The sequence below is a fragment of the Burkholderia sp. BCC0397 genome (genome assembly GCF_902832865.1).
Classification (GTDB): Bacteria; Pseudomonadota; Gammaproteobacteria; order Burkholderiales; family Burkholderiaceae; genus Burkholderia.
In genome coordinates this window covers 57363-69726 of record NZ_CADFDL010000020.1, presented here as the reverse complement: position 1 = coordinate 69726, position 12364 = coordinate 57363, and the positions used below count along the sequence as shown (strand labels likewise).

The 12364-nt window shown below is 67.2% G+C and carries 12 protein-coding genes and 3 pseudogenes; 9 read left to right on the top strand and 6 right to left on the bottom strand.

Features of this window, described 5'->3' with window-relative positions; translation table 11 throughout:
* Positions 1–362: 362 nt before the first annotated feature.
* Positions 363–1760 carry an MFS transporter gene (locus tag HWX03_RS34830; protein WP_175874416.1) on the top strand — a complete coding sequence of 466 codons (1398 nt, stop codon included), beginning with the start codon at positions 363–365 and terminating at the stop codon, positions 1758–1760.
* 57 nt (positions 1761–1817) lie between these two features.
* Here HWX03_RS34830 and HWX03_RS34825 read toward each other — a convergent pair whose 3' ends face one another.
* A complete protein-coding gene (locus HWX03_RS34825; RefSeq protein ID WP_175874415.1) occupies positions 1818–2108 on the bottom strand; it encodes a hypothetical protein in 291 nt (96 codons plus the stop codon).
* A 301-nt stretch (positions 2109–2409) separates the two neighbouring features.
* Between HWX03_RS34825 and HWX03_RS34820 the strand changes: the two genes are divergently transcribed.
* The 3 genes from HWX03_RS34820 (at position 2410) to HWX03_RS34810 (ending at position 5469) form a co-directional block, all read left to right on the top strand.
* Complete coding sequence (locus tag HWX03_RS34820) at positions 2410–3261, top strand: helix-turn-helix transcriptional regulator (protein ID WP_175874414.1); 852 nt, start codon at positions 2410–2412, stop codon at positions 3259–3261.
* A 199-nt stretch (positions 3262–3460) separates the two neighbouring features.
* Entirely contained in the window at positions 3461–4000 is a 540-nt protein-coding gene (locus HWX03_RS34815) for a hypothetical protein (RefSeq protein ID WP_175874413.1), read from the top strand.
* Between the two features lie 122 nt (positions 4001–4122).
* Positions 4123–5469 carry a DUF2325 domain-containing protein gene (locus tag HWX03_RS34810; protein WP_175874412.1) on the top strand — a complete coding sequence of 449 codons (1347 nt, stop codon included), beginning with the start codon at positions 4123–4125 and terminating at the stop codon, positions 5467–5469.
* Between the two features lie 30 nt (positions 5470–5499).
* On the opposite strand, the gene HWX03_RS34805 is transcribed toward HWX03_RS34810, so the two are convergent.
* Positions 5500–5898 carry a winged helix-turn-helix domain-containing protein gene (locus HWX03_RS34805; RefSeq protein ID WP_244132858.1) on the bottom strand — a complete coding sequence of 133 codons (399 nt, stop codon included), beginning with the start codon at positions 5896–5898 and terminating at the stop codon, positions 5500–5502.
* A 123-nt stretch (positions 5899–6021) separates the two neighbouring features.
* Here HWX03_RS34805 and HWX03_RS37135 point away from each other — a divergent pair.
* From HWX03_RS37135 to HWX03_RS34790, 3 genes and pseudogenes are all read left to right on the top strand, one after another.
* A pseudogene (locus tag HWX03_RS37135) lies at positions 6022–6162 on the top strand (HAD-IB family hydrolase); the annotation flags it as partial.
* Between the two features lie 168 nt (positions 6163–6330).
* Positions 6331–6468: a hypothetical protein gene (locus tag HWX03_RS37130; RefSeq protein ID WP_244132857.1), complete on the top strand. Its 138-nt coding sequence runs from the start codon at positions 6331–6333 to the stop codon at positions 6466–6468.
* 41 nt (positions 6469–6509) lie between these two features.
* The gene (locus HWX03_RS34790) at positions 6510–8957 is read left to right on the top strand and encodes a phospholipase C, phosphocholine-specific (RefSeq protein ID WP_175874410.1); all 2448 of its coding nucleotides are present in this window, start codon (positions 6510–6512) and stop codon (positions 8955–8957) included.
* 75 nt (positions 8958–9032) lie between these two features.
* On the opposite strand, the pseudogene HWX03_RS34785 reads toward HWX03_RS34790, so the two are convergent.
* Positions 9033–9437 (bottom strand): annotated as a pseudogene (locus HWX03_RS34785) (porin); the annotation flags it as partial.
* On the opposite strand from HWX03_RS34785, the pseudogene HWX03_RS37375 reads away from it, so the two are divergent.
* A pseudogene (locus HWX03_RS37375) lies at positions 9432–9545 on the top strand (GNAT family N-acetyltransferase); the annotation flags it as partial. The pseudogenes HWX03_RS34785 and HWX03_RS37375 overlap by 6 nt on opposite strands.
* Before the next feature lie 41 nt (positions 9546–9586).
* Here the strand turns inward: HWX03_RS37375 and tam are convergent.
* On the bottom strand, positions 9587–10372 hold the full coding sequence (gene tam, locus HWX03_RS34780; RefSeq protein ID WP_175874409.1) for a trans-aconitate 2-methyltransferase: 786 nt from the start codon (positions 10370–10372) through the stop codon (positions 9587–9589).
* Between the two features lie 139 nt (positions 10373–10511).
* Here tam and HWX03_RS34775 point away from each other — a divergent pair, with 139 nt between their 5' ends.
* The gene (locus HWX03_RS34775) at positions 10512–11543 is read left to right on the top strand and encodes a LysR family transcriptional regulator (RefSeq protein WP_244132856.1); all 1032 of its coding nucleotides are present in this window, start codon (positions 10512–10514) and stop codon (positions 11541–11543) included.
* Here HWX03_RS34775 and HWX03_RS34770 read toward each other — a convergent pair.
* Together HWX03_RS34770 and HWX03_RS34765 are read right to left on the bottom strand one after the other, a co-directional pair.
* Complete coding sequence (locus tag HWX03_RS34770) at positions 11471–11905, bottom strand: GNAT family N-acetyltransferase (RefSeq protein ID WP_089435884.1); 435 nt, start codon at positions 11903–11905, stop codon at positions 11471–11473. The genes HWX03_RS34775 and HWX03_RS34770 overlap by 73 nt on opposite strands.
* Before the next feature lie 229 nt (positions 11906–12134).
* Complete coding sequence (locus tag HWX03_RS34765; RefSeq protein WP_175874408.1) at positions 12135–12338, bottom strand: hypothetical protein; 204 nt, start codon at positions 12336–12338, stop codon at positions 12135–12137.
* Positions 12339–12364 lie beyond the last annotated feature (26 nt).

The following is a 12364-nucleotide window of genomic DNA, read 5'->3' as shown; positions in this document are numbered from 1 at the left end:
AACAAGGCGAGCAAAGGTACTGGTATCACGGCTACCCGGCAGCGTCCGGCGCGCACCTCCGCTCCCGCATGAAATTTCGGCGTCGGGAAACCGGGCGGACCTGCCGGCTCCGTCCTCATCCACGACCATCGTTAGACGCGCGCTCATGACGCGCTCCCCGCGACTTCACCCGCTCCCTCGCCTCGCCGCGCTGCCGCTCGCCGCATTTCCCACATACTGAGCGTCCGACGTCCCATTAATAGGGATGCCTGCCCAAATGTTGACGCACGCCGCGCCCCGGCTCTAACGTTCGCCCCAACGCCATTCGATTCGGCCGCCTCGTCCGCGAGCGCCGGCCGAGGCATAGAACACAGGAGACGACCGTGGCCCAATCCGCGTCACGCACCCACGCCAACCCGCCGGCGCGCTCATCCGCGCACACCGGCGCCTCATCCGAATCCGCCACGCGCTCAGCCGCAGCCGCGGCCTCGGCCTCGGCCACGCCGCCGAGCCGCAAGCGGCTGCTGATCCTCGCGCTGCTGTTCGTCACGGTCGTGATCAACTATCTCGACCGCAGCAACCTGTCGATCGCGGCGCCCGAGCTGTTCAAGGAACTGAACATCGATCCGGTTCGCGCGGGCCTCGTGTTCTCCGCATTCGGCTGGACCTATGCGCTGATGCAGATTCCGGGCGGCTGGCTCGTCGACAAGGTGTCGCCGCGCGTGCTGTATGCGGGTGCGCTCGCCCTGTGGTCGGCCGCGACGCTGCTGCTCGGTTTCGCCGGTTCGTTCGTCGGACTGATCGTGCTGCGCCTTGCGGTCGGCGCGCTGGAAGCGCCGGCCTACCCGATCAACAACCGCGTGGTGACGACGTGGTTCCCGACCCGCGAACGCGCGAGCGCGATCGGCGGCTACACGTCAGGCCAGTTCGTCGGCCTCGCGTTCCTCACGCCGGTGCTCGCGTGGCTGCAGGTGCATCTCGGCTGGCACATGGTGTTCGTCGCGACCGGCCTCGCCGGCATCGCATGGGCCGCGATCTGGTATGCGGTGTATCGCGAGCCGCGCGCATTTCGCGGCGTCAATGTGGCCGAAATCGCGCTGATCCGCGACGGCGGCGGCCTCGTCGATCTCGAGGACCGCGTCGCGGCGCACAGCGAACGCGCGCCGTCGACGTGGCGCGACCTCGGCGTCGTGCTCGGCCGGCGCAAGCTGTGGGGCATCTACCTCGGCCAGTTCGCGCTGAACTCGACGCTGTGGTTCTTCCTTACGTGGTTCCCGACCTACCTCGTCAAGTATCGCGGGATGGACTTCATCAAGTCGGGCTTGCTCGCGTCGCTGCCGTTCCTCGCCGCGTTCGTCGGCGTGCTCTGCTCGGGCGTGCTGTCGGACTGGCTGATGCGACGCGGCGCCTCGCAAGGCTTCGCGCGCAAGCTGCCGATCATCTCGGGGCTGCCGATCTCGACCTGCATCATCGGCGCGAACTACGTGAGCTCCACCGGCTGGGTGATCGCGTTCATGACGATCGCGTTCTTCGGCAACGGCTTCGCGTCGATCACGTGGTCGCTCGTGTCGGGGCTCGCGCCCGCGCGGCTGCTTGGCCTCACGGGCGGCGTGTTCAACCTGATCGGCAACCTGTCCGCGATCGCGACGCCGATCGTGATCGGGCTGCTGGTCGACGGCGCGGACTTCTCGCGCGCGATCACCTACATCGCCGCAATGGCGCTCGCGGGCAGCCTGTCGTACGGGCTGCTCGTCGGCAAGGTGGAGCGCATCGACGCATAGACGCACAAGGGCGGCACACCTGCGCCGCCCTGCTTGACCGCTGCCCCGTGCGGCGTCCTAACCGCCGAAACCCGTCACGCGCGAGGTCGTGAGGATGGCCGGCTGAGTAGGCGTGCGCACATGTATCGGTATCGATGCCGATGGTGCGCAGGTCGGCCGCCACGTCACCGACGCGGTCGACTCCGGAAACGCCACCGAGCTGCCGTTGTCTTCCCGCCAGCCGTCGATGCAGCTACCGCGCTTGCCTTCGGCCGCGCGCCACTCGCTTTCGCCCCTCCCGAAGTCGAGCGTCTTGAATTCGCCCATGCGTGCGCCCGGCGACAGGATGTCCGTGATCAGGTCGGTCATCGGAATCGTTTGTCACTCGATTGAAAAAGGCGGATACGCAGTGACTCGTTTACACTGCCCCGATATGCCCTCGTCAGGGTGACACGCGACGTTTTACGGGGCAAACGGATCGACAGGACGCCTGCCGGTATTTCCCCCTGATGACGTCCGTCGCGGCAAACGCTAGAATCCAGCCGCTTCAAGGGCCTGCTCCCGCTGACAACGGGCTTGCGGTCGGCCGTTCCGATGGCCAGCCCCACACATGCTTTTTTCGTATCAGGGGAACGCGCGTCAATGGGCGAAATAGGCCCTGGGTAACCGCATGCTGCTCAACGTGAACTCCTTCCACCGCGACAACAATCGCTTCAACGTGTCGTTCAAGGCATTGGGCGAGCTGATCGAGACGGTCGGCACGCCGCACTTCGTGCCGCGCCTCACGCAACTGCTGAACGACATCGTGCCGCTCGACGTCGCACACGTCGAACGCTCGCGCGTCGACGGCACGATGCCCACCGGCTACCGTTGCGAATGGATCGGCAGCAGCGGCATCGGCGCCGCGTCCACCGAAATCTCCGACGTGATGACGCTCTACTACGAGCGCTTTCTCGACAGCGACCCACTGTTCGCTGGCCTGCGCGGCAAGACCGGCACGATGCTCGTCGTGCGCGACATCGCGGCGATCCCGCCTGGCGAATTCCGCCAGCGGCTGTTCGACGACGTGCATATCGGCCATGAATGCGTGCTCGCACGCGGCACGCGCTATTCGCAGCATTCGATCGCACTGGAGCGCGGCCGCGACCGGCCGCCGTTCACGCTCGCCGAGATGAACCGCTTCCGCAACATCAGCGACGTGCTGTTTCCGCTGCTCGAACTGCATGCGTCGACCACCGCCGCGCGGCGCATCGCGCACGCGCCGCCCGACGTCCATCCGCTCGCGCAATTCGATGCGCGGCTCGCGGCCGACGGCGTGAAGCTGTCGAAGCGCGAATACGAAACCTGCAAGCACCTGCTCTCCGGCAAGACCGTGCCGGAAACCGCCGGGATTCTCGGCGTGCGCGTCGCGTCGGCCGAGTCGTACGTGAAGCGCGCATTCGCGAAGCTCGGCGTGCGCACGAAGCGTGAACTCGCCGCGTGGGGCTCGGCCGCGACCGCGCTCCCTTCTGCCGGAACTTGACCCGCCCTGGCCGCGGCCGCCCCCGGCTACGCCGTGTCGATACGGCGCCGCTCGCATCGAGCCCCGTCGAGCAATCGACTGACGAGCGAGGCCGTTACGGTCGTTTTCGACCTCGCGTCTTGCGGTATGGCATCGCCTTTTTTGCGCGTTCGATATATTCAGTAGAATATATCGACATCTGCCTATCCGGAGAAACGTCATGCCCCGCCCGTCGACGGATCGCACCCCGCTGCCCAGCGCTCGAGAACTGCCGTTCGTGCGCAAGATCAGCGCGCTCAAGCCGCTGTCGAGCGACGCGCGTGCGCAGCAGGTCACCGATGTCGTCGACGCGTTCCGCCGCCTGCGCGGCAGCGTCGCGCGTTTCATCCGGATGTTCTCGGCCGCGCACGCCGAAGCCGTGCCGGACGACGCGCTGTCGGCCATGAGCTTTCGTGAACTCCTGTCGGCGCTCGAACACGAAGCCCGCACCGCCCGCTTCACGCGGCTGCCCGAACTCGAACGCGCGATCGGCCACGCGCGCCGCCTCGAACGCACGCGCGACGACGTGTTTTCCGACGCGTTCAGCAACGACCCGGCCGCGATGCGCCGCGCGGTCATCGCGCTGGAGCACGTCGACGTGCTGTTCGTCGGGTTGTGCGTCGAATCGGTGATGGCGCGTCATGCGCCGGCATTGCACCCTGTTCCGCCTACGACACCTGCCGCCCGGCCTCAAACGAGCCGTTCGACGGCGCCGTGCTGACCGCGCGATCCCGCATTGCCCGGCGGTTTCCCCGGAATTTCCCCCGTTATATTCCGTGGTATATTTCGCTCCATCTTTCGCGCATCCGTCTCCGGCTCGATCGTGCCGGATAGAGGTCAACCATGCACGCTCCGCCCTTTCGCCTGGCCCGCACGGCGGATCTCTCGTCGTCCGGCGGCCATTCGCCCGCGGCAACCGGCGCGCGGGACGCCTGCTGCGCGCCGTCCCGCGCGCAACAGGTCGAGCTGAAGCGTCGCGCTCGCCTGTCCGAACTCGATGCGAACCTGCACTGCTCGATCATCGGCACCTGCCTGACCACGCATGAACTGCGCAAGCTCGTGCCGAAATTCGCCGATGTCGACCGCCAGCGCGCGACCGATCTGGAGATTCATCACGCGGCCGTCGAGCTCGCGATCGGCGGCACGGCCGGCGCCAAGGCGTTGCACAAGACACTCGACGAGCGCTATGCCGGAGCGATCCGCGCGTTCGACGGCGCGAACGACGCGGACGCGCTCCTCGCGCGCTGGAAGGACGCGCTCGCGAGCGGCGACATTCCGCCCGCGTACTGGGCGCTGATGACGCATCCGCGCGCGACGATGGCCGTGCGTCAGGCCGCGTTCGGCGATCTGCACATGCTGTCGCACCTGGTCGGCGCGGCCAATCGCGCCGATATCCGGCGGCTGGTCGCGCTCGAACAAGAGAATGCGGAACTCCACGCGAAGATCGAGCGGCAGCAGGCACGCCTGCACGAGATGAGCATGCAGCGCGACGCGGCGCTGCAGGAGCGGGATGCGCTCCACGCGCACCGGAACGCGCAACCGCCGGCGGACGAAAGCCTGCTGCACGACGAAATACACGCGCTGCGCGAAGCGCTGGCTGCGCGCGACGAACGGCTCGCGCTGCACACGAGCCGCCGCGAGGCGGCCGAGCAGCGGATCGCCGCGGAACAGGCGAGCGCCCGCGCGATGCGCGCGCGGCTCGACGACCTGATGGCGATGGTGAAGACGCTGCGCGCCGAGGCAAGCGCGCTCGAGCAGGCGGTGCAGGCGTCAACGGACGACCCGGCCGGGCATGCGGCGAATTCGCTGTCGATGCTGCGGGGCATGCGCGTCGTCTATGTCGGCGGGCGGCCCGGCTCGAATCGCGCGATCCGGCGGATCGTCGAAACGGCGGGCGGCGAAGTGACGCTGCACGATGGCGGCATCGAGGATCGCAAGGGCCTGCTGGCCGCGGCGCTGCCGGGCGCGCAGATGGTCGTGTTTCCGGTCGACTGCATCGACCACGATTCGATGAACCTGCTCAAGCGCATCTGCGAACGACACCACGTCGCGTACTACCCGCTGCGGACCGCCAGCGTGGCCAGCTTCGTCGAACTGATCGGGCGGCTCGATGCGCAGGCGCGCGACGTCATCGTGCCGGATGCCGCCGCGGGCGACACGTCGTCACGCTTCTGCCTGCGGCACGGGTAGGCCGGCACGAGGATTGATGCCCCCTGCCTTTCAGCGGCGCACCATTTTCGTGAGCGCGGCGATCTCGTCCGCGCAAGCTGCATACGCCCGTTCCTCGATCCCGCGATAAAGGCGGATGATTTTCTCGCCGACCGGCGTCAGCACGCTGCCGCCGCCGCTCTGCCCGCCATGCTCGGACACCATCGCCGGCGATTTCAGCGAACGGTTCAGTTCGTCCATCAGCAGCCACGCACGCCGGTACGACATGTTCAGGCTGCGCGCCGCCGCCGAAATCGACCCATGCTCGCGCACTGCTTCGAGCAGCGCGACCTTGCCCGGGCCGAGCGCGATCGTGTCGGCCTGCTGGATACGCATCCTGAACCGCACCTCAGGCTTGGGGTGTGCCGAAGTCTTCATGTTGTCCGCCGTTAGATCGATGCGGGCAAGCATACACGATGGCCGACGCGGCGAACGCCGGCAGCACACCCGCCTCGCCCAGATCTCGAGCACGCGCGCGACGATGCCCGCCAGCCGCTTCCCGTGGCGCGGCGCGGGCAGCAGGTCGGCGCCCGAGAACGACCCTACTTCTACAGCGATTCGATCAACGACGTGCCGCTGCTCGACTACGTCACGCATCCGGTCGCGCCCCATCCCGACTCGAAGCTTTCCCGGGTGGCCGGCACGCGCGGCTGGCCTGTCATGAAGTTGTTCTGATTCGGGCGATATTCTCTGCTGTCCATTTTCATGTCTGGAGGGGAAATGAAATACAGCGCACGCAGCATTCATTCCGATCATTCAGGAATCCGACTCGATCCGGATCGTCAACAAGCCGTACCGCCGCGCCATGCGGCAAGCCGCATTCCACACTGGCGCAGCGTTTTCATGATCGCGCTCCTGTGCACGCTGGCCGCTTGCGGCGACGGCGACTCGAGCCCGGCGGGCAACGTCGCCGCCGCGCGGGCATCGGCACCGGCCTCGACGTCCGCACCGGTCGTGCATTGCGCGACCGCGTGCCACTGACCGACGCACGCCCCATCCGTCATCCACGACAGAGAGCGATCATGCAAAACAAACCCACGACACGACGTCAGTTCCTCGCCGATGCGCTGAAACTCGCGGGCGCCACCGCGGTGACCGGCATGCTGCCCGAAAGCATCCTGCGCGCGCAGTCGATCCCGGCTGCGAGCGTCACCGGCACCCTCCAGGACGTCAAGCACGTCGTCATCCTGATGCAGGAAAACCGGTCGTTCGACCACTATCTCGGCACGCTGCGCGGCGCGCGCGGCTTCGGCGACCCGCGGCCGGTCGTGATTTCCAGCGGCTATCCGGTGTGGCGCCAGCCGGCGCCGTTGTCCTACGTGTTTCCGTTCAACCCGTCGCCGCCCGTTTCCGGCGTCGCGAACGGCGACACGTACTATGGCGATCTCGATCACAGCTGGAACGGCACGCACAGCGCATGGAACAACGGCCGCTACGACAACTGGGTCGCGGCGAAGAGCAGCGGCACGATGTACTACTTCACGCAGAACGACATTCCGTTCTATTACGCGCTGGCGAGCGCGTTCACCGTGTGCGACGCGTACCACTGCTCGATGCTCGGCCCGACGGACCCGAACCGCCTGTATCTGTGGACCGGCTGCTGCGGCAACGTCGCCGGCTATTCGCCCTACACGACCAACACGATGACCGGCACCGGCTGGACCACGATGCCGGAACGCCTGAACACGGCCGGCGTCACGTGGAAGTTCTACCAGGACAAGGGCAACGGGCTCGATGCCGGCCACGGCTACGGCGAATACAACGGCTCGAAGAGCGATCTCTGGTGGAACGGCAACTACGGCGACAACGTCATCCTGAACTTCAGGCAGTACCAGAACCTCGGCGCCAACGATCCGCTCGCGCCGGCGCTCAACGGCACGCAGATCGATCCGACCGGCGGCGGCAAGGAATACGACACGGCCCTCTTCAGCCAGTTGCGGACCGACGTCGCGAACGGCACGCTGCCGCAGGTGTCGTGGATCACCGCGCCTTACGCCTATTGCGAGCATCCGTCGTGGGCCGCGAGCGGCGGCGAATGGTACGTGAGCAACGTGCTCAATGCGCTGACGTCGAATCCGGCCGTGTGGGCCAGCACCGTGCTGCTCGTGATGTACGACGAGAACGACGGCCTGTTCGATCACGTGCCGCCGGCCGTTCCGGCGAGCGCCGCCGCCGGCACCGGCCGCTCGACGGTCTCGACCGCCGCTGAATTCGTCGCCAGCGGCGGTGCCGCATCGGATGGCTCGGCGAGCGGCGACGCGCCGATCGGGCTCGGCCCGCGCGTGCCGATGTTCGTGATCTCGCCGTGGTCGAAGGGCGGCAAGGTCAATTCGCAGGTGTTCGACCATACGTCGGTGATCCGCTTCCTGGAAGCGCGCTTCGGGTTGCAGGAAACCAACATCACGCCGTGGCGGCGTGCCGTGTGCGGCGATCTGACGTCGGCGTTCGATTTCGCGAATGCGGACCAGACGATTCCCGCCATCCCCGCCGCGACCAGCAACATGGACCCGAACGGTTCGACGGTCCTGATTCCCCCGGCCACCACCACGGCGGTCCCGGCACAGACCACCGGCCGCAACACCGCGTGCCGGCTGCCGTACGAGTTCTTCGTCCAGGGCAAAGTCAACCGCTCGGGCAAGACGCTCGGGTTGACGATGGCGAACACGGGTGCGGCCGCCGTGCATCTGCAAGCGTGGATCGACGGCACGAGCACCACGCCGCGGCAATATACGATCGGCGCCGGCACGGGCACGTGTCTCACGGATGCGCTCGCGCTGAATTCGGGCGGCGGCTACGACTACTCGATCTACGGCCCGAACGGCTTCCTGCAGACGTTCCGCGGCAACATCGGCGCGTCGGGCAACGCGGGGGCGACGGCCGAAGTCAGCCTCTGCTACGACGTGCAGAACGGCAACGTGCAGATCACGCTGGACAACACCGCCGGCGCGAGCGCGACGACGTTCCAGCTCGTCGACAACGCCTACGGGATGAACCGCGCGCAGTCGGTCAGCGTACCGGCCGGCGCGACGCGGACCATCACGTGGTACGGTGACGCCGGCTGGTACGACGCGAGCATCCGCGACGCGAACGACCCGACCTTCCTGCGCCGTGTCGCCGGCTGCGTCCAGGCGCAATCGGGCACGTTGCTGACGGATTCGGCGATCGGCAATACGAACGGCAAGTTCGTCGCGGCGCTTTCGTCGCAGGGCGCGTCGTACGGCACGCTGCGGTTCGACTACGTCGTGCCGCCGTGGCGCCACAGCCCGAAGAACTGGGTCGGCATCTATCCGCGCGGCGCGCAGCCGACCAAGGGCGGCTACAAGTCGTGGGCGTACCTGCCCAAGAGCACCGGCTCGCTGCTGTTCTCGTCGACCGCGAACAGCACGCTCGCATCGGGCCAGTACGATGCGTGGTATCTGTTCGACGACGGCTACACGCCGCTCGCCGGCCCTGTTGCGATCAGTCTCTGAGGTCGCGGCCATCCATCCCGGCCGGCGCGCAAACATGATGCGCGCCGCCGGGCGCGCGCCCGGGTCATGCGTCGATCAGAACTTGTGACGCAAGCCGATCCGCGTGACGAACTGCGTGTTCGCACCGGCGCGGCCGACGAACGACGGCGACGAGCCGATCTCGGCCTGCACCGGCACGGCACGCCCGTTGATCGTGTTGCTGCCCGACGCCTTCTGATAGGCCGCGCTCACGTACACGTCGGTGCGCTTCGACAGCGCATAGTCGGCCACGGCGTTGACCTGGTGCCACTTGCCTTCATAACGGCCGTCGAGCTTCGCGAACGTATAGCCGAGACCGCCGCTCAACGCCGGCGAGAACGCATAGCGGCCGCCGATTTCGTCGTTGTTCAGCTTCGACGATTCGCCCGACAGCGGCGTGAACTTCGTATGCGTCCAGTTCGCCCACACGAGGCCGGCCGCGATCGCATAACGCGCGCCGATGGGGAGAACGCCGGGGAAGTCGCACTGTTCTGGTACAAGGACCTGCGCGACGGCCAGACCGCGCGAAGCCGCACGGTCGACTCCGCATCGGTGCCACCGGTGCGCTGACGCACCGCCATCCGTCGCGTCAATGCCGGGTCACTGCCGCGTTACTTGCGCGTCGCCACGATGAACAGGCGCGGAAACGGCAGCAGCACCGTGCCGTCGCCCTGTGTCGGATAGCCGTTCGGCCCGGCCAGCGCGTCACGATAGCGCGCGAGGAACGCGCGCCGTTCGGTGTCGTCGAGCGCCGCGAGGAACGGCCGCAGCGCGCTGCCCTTGAACCATTCGACGACCGCATCCGCGCCGCCGCGCAGCGGGTGGTAATAGGTCGTGCGCCACACGTCCACGCGCGAACACAGCGGCGCGAGCAGCGCATGGTAATAGCGCGCATCGAACCGCTCGGTGCGCGCCGCGCCTTTCAGCTTGTCGGCCCACGGGCCGGCCGCGGCGACTTCGCGCATCAGCCGGTGCGCCGGTTCGTCGAGATTGTCGGGCATCTGCACCGCAAGATGACCGCCCGGCGCGAGCCGGCCGACGAGCATCGGGAACAGCGTGTCGTGCGCGGGCACCCATTGCAGCACCGCATTCGACAGGATCAGGTCGTAGCCGCCCGGATCGTCCCAGGTGCTGACATCGGCAAGGTCGAAACGCAGCGCCGGCAGGCGCTGGCGCGCGGCCGCGATCATGTCCGCCGACGCGTCGATTCCGTGGATCGTCGCGTCCGGTGCGCGTGCGATCAGCGCTTCCGTCGAATTGCCCGGCCCGCAGCCGATATCGATCGCGGTCTGGATCGGCGTGTTCGGCACGGCGGCCAGCAGGTCGCGCACCGGACGCGTGCGTTCGTCCTCGAACTGCACGTACTGGGTCGCATATTGATCGAGCGGGGTCGTCACGATAGGTCTCCTTGTCGGCATGAGCGGCCGCCGCGCTTCCGCGCAAGGGAATGCAGCAGGCCGTCGATGCAGCGCATTCTGCGACGGCCTGCGACCTTAAGTAAAATGAATTTAATATCGTGATTGATTCAAGATTCTGATGAAGATCGATACGCTCGGTGTCCAGGCTTTCGTCGCGATCGCCGACGGCGGCAGCTTCAGGCAGGCAGCCGATACGCTGCACGTCACGCAAACGGCGATCACGCAGCGGCTGCGCAAGCTCGAAGCGTATCTCGGCGTCGCGCTGGTCGAGCGTACGACGCGCCGCACCACGCTGACCGAGATCGGCCGACGTTTCCTGCCGCAGGCGCGCCGGCTGCTGAACGAACTCGCCGACGCGCTGACCGAAATCCGCGAGACGGGCCTGAGCCAGCGCGGCGACGTCACGATCGCGTGCGTGCCGACGGTCGGCGTGCAATACCTGCCGCGCATCCTGCGCGCATTCTCCGGGCGCCGGCCGCACGATCGCGTGAAGATTCTCGATCACGCGTCGGCGTCGGTGCTGCAGGCCGTGCTGCGGCGCGAGGCGGAATTCGGCATCAGCATCGCCGGCGACCAGCACCCGGAACTCGTCAGCGTGCCGCTCACGCACGATCCTTACGTGCTCGTATGCCGCGACGATCATCCGCTCGCGAAGCGGCGGCGCATCCGCTGGGCCGCGCTGCAGCCGCATCCGCTGATCTTCGCCGGCGAAGTGAGCGGCAATCGCGGGCTGCTCGAAGGCGCGCTGAAGACGAGCGGTGTGTCGCTGCATTCGTTCTACGAGGTGCAGCGCAGCTCGACGGCGCTCGGGCTCGTCGCGGAAGGGCTCGGCGCGGCCGTCGTTGCCGAAGCTCGCGATCCAGAAGAACGCGTATCCGATGATCCGCACGATCGAGCTCGTCGAGCCGTCGGTGTCGCGCTCACTCGTGCTCGTCACGCGCAGGAACGCGCAACTGTCGCCCGCCGCGCGGGCGCTGTACGACATGATCATCGAGCGTGCTACGCCCGGGCGGTGATGCGAGAGCGATACGGGGCGACCGGCGTGTCACGAGATGTCAGGACGCTGCCCGTTGCCGCTCACAGCACCTTGACCATGAACACGCGCGCCGCGCCTTCCGGCTCGCACGGCACTTCGCCGAACGTCTCGTAACCGTGCTTCCGGTAGAAGTCCGGCGCCTGGAACGAGATCGTGTACAGCACCGCACGCGCGCAACCGCGCCGCTTCGCTTCCGCTTCGGCCTCGCGCAGCAGCCGGCTGCCGAAGCCGCCGCCGCGCAGCGATTCGGGCAGATAGAACAGATCGATGAAGAACAGGCCGAGCGACGTCCGGCCGGTGAGGCCGCCCAAGACCTCGCCGGTCGCGGGATCGGTCACGTAGACGTCGAGCGCGGCCGTGTCGGCGCGCCCTGTCATCGCATGGTTGAATTCGCCGAGCTTGCGGCTGATGAAGTCGCGGGCAGCCGGCTGCTCGGTGTCGGTCAGTTGAAGGGTGACGTCGGGATGGGCTGTCATCGAAGCGAACGTGTACGTGAAAAGACCGCCGGGTATGCGGCACCTGCGGCGGGCGTCGCACGACTATAGCGCGTCAGGCCACAACGATCACAGCGAACTGATCGCGCCACCTCGCGTTCAGTTCCTTCCCGCGCCGGTACACGTCGATCCCGCGTCCCGCGCGAACATCCGGCGTTTCACTCGAACGAAACGCCGGCGTGACGTCGAAACGATGCGAAGGGAACGCGCGTCAGTTGTACCCGAGGATCGCCACCGCCGCGACATCCGGCCGGTCGAGCGTATTCCCGACGAGCGACGTCATCGGTTCCTGCAGCACGGCCTGATACGACGTCACGCGCGCCGCTTCCGGCCCGCCTGCATCACCCGATACCGGCTCGTCGAACGTGGCATCGAGACCGCTATAAAAACCTGCTTGATTCTGCGAAAAAGTCATCTCCACTCCTTTCCTTGATTATGTTT

What these genes read in the sequence shown, in the direction of transcription:
- HWX03_RS34770 (WP_089435884.1), bottom strand. Translation starts at nt 11,905, where the DNA reads ATGACAGCCCATCCCGACGTCACCCTTCAACTGACCGACACCGAGCAG.
- HWX03_RS34805 (WP_244132858.1), bottom strand. Translation starts at nt 5,898, where the DNA reads ATGCTTGCCCGCATCGATCTAACGGCGGACAACATGAAGACTTCGGCA.
- HWX03_RS34790 (WP_175874410.1), top strand. Translation starts at nt 6,510, where the DNA reads ATGCAAAACAAACCCACGACACGACGTCAGTTCCTCGCCGATGCGCTG.
- HWX03_RS34825 (WP_175874415.1), bottom strand. Translation starts at nt 2,108, where the DNA reads ATGACCGACCTGATCACGGACATCCTGTCGCCGGGCGCACGCATGGGC.
- HWX03_RS34765 (WP_175874408.1), bottom strand. Translation starts at nt 12,338, where the DNA reads ATGACTTTTTCGCAGAATCAAGCAGGTTTTTATAGCGGTCTCGATGCC.
- HWX03_RS37130 (WP_244132857.1), top strand. Translation starts at nt 6,331, where the DNA reads ATGATCGCGCTCCTGTGCACGCTGGCCGCTTGCGGCGACGGCGACTCG.
- HWX03_RS34810 (WP_175874412.1), top strand. Translation starts at nt 4,123, where the DNA reads ATGCACGCTCCGCCCTTTCGCCTGGCCCGCACGGCGGATCTCTCGTCG.
- HWX03_RS34815 (WP_175874413.1), top strand. Translation starts at nt 3,461, where the DNA reads ATGCCCCGCCCGTCGACGGATCGCACCCCGCTGCCCAGCGCTCGAGAA.
- HWX03_RS34775 (WP_244132856.1), top strand. Translation starts at nt 10,512, where the DNA reads ATGAAGATCGATACGCTCGGTGTCCAGGCTTTCGTCGCGATCGCCGAC.
- HWX03_RS34820 (WP_175874414.1), top strand. Translation starts at nt 2,410, where the DNA reads ATGCTGCTCAACGTGAACTCCTTCCACCGCGACAACAATCGCTTCAAC.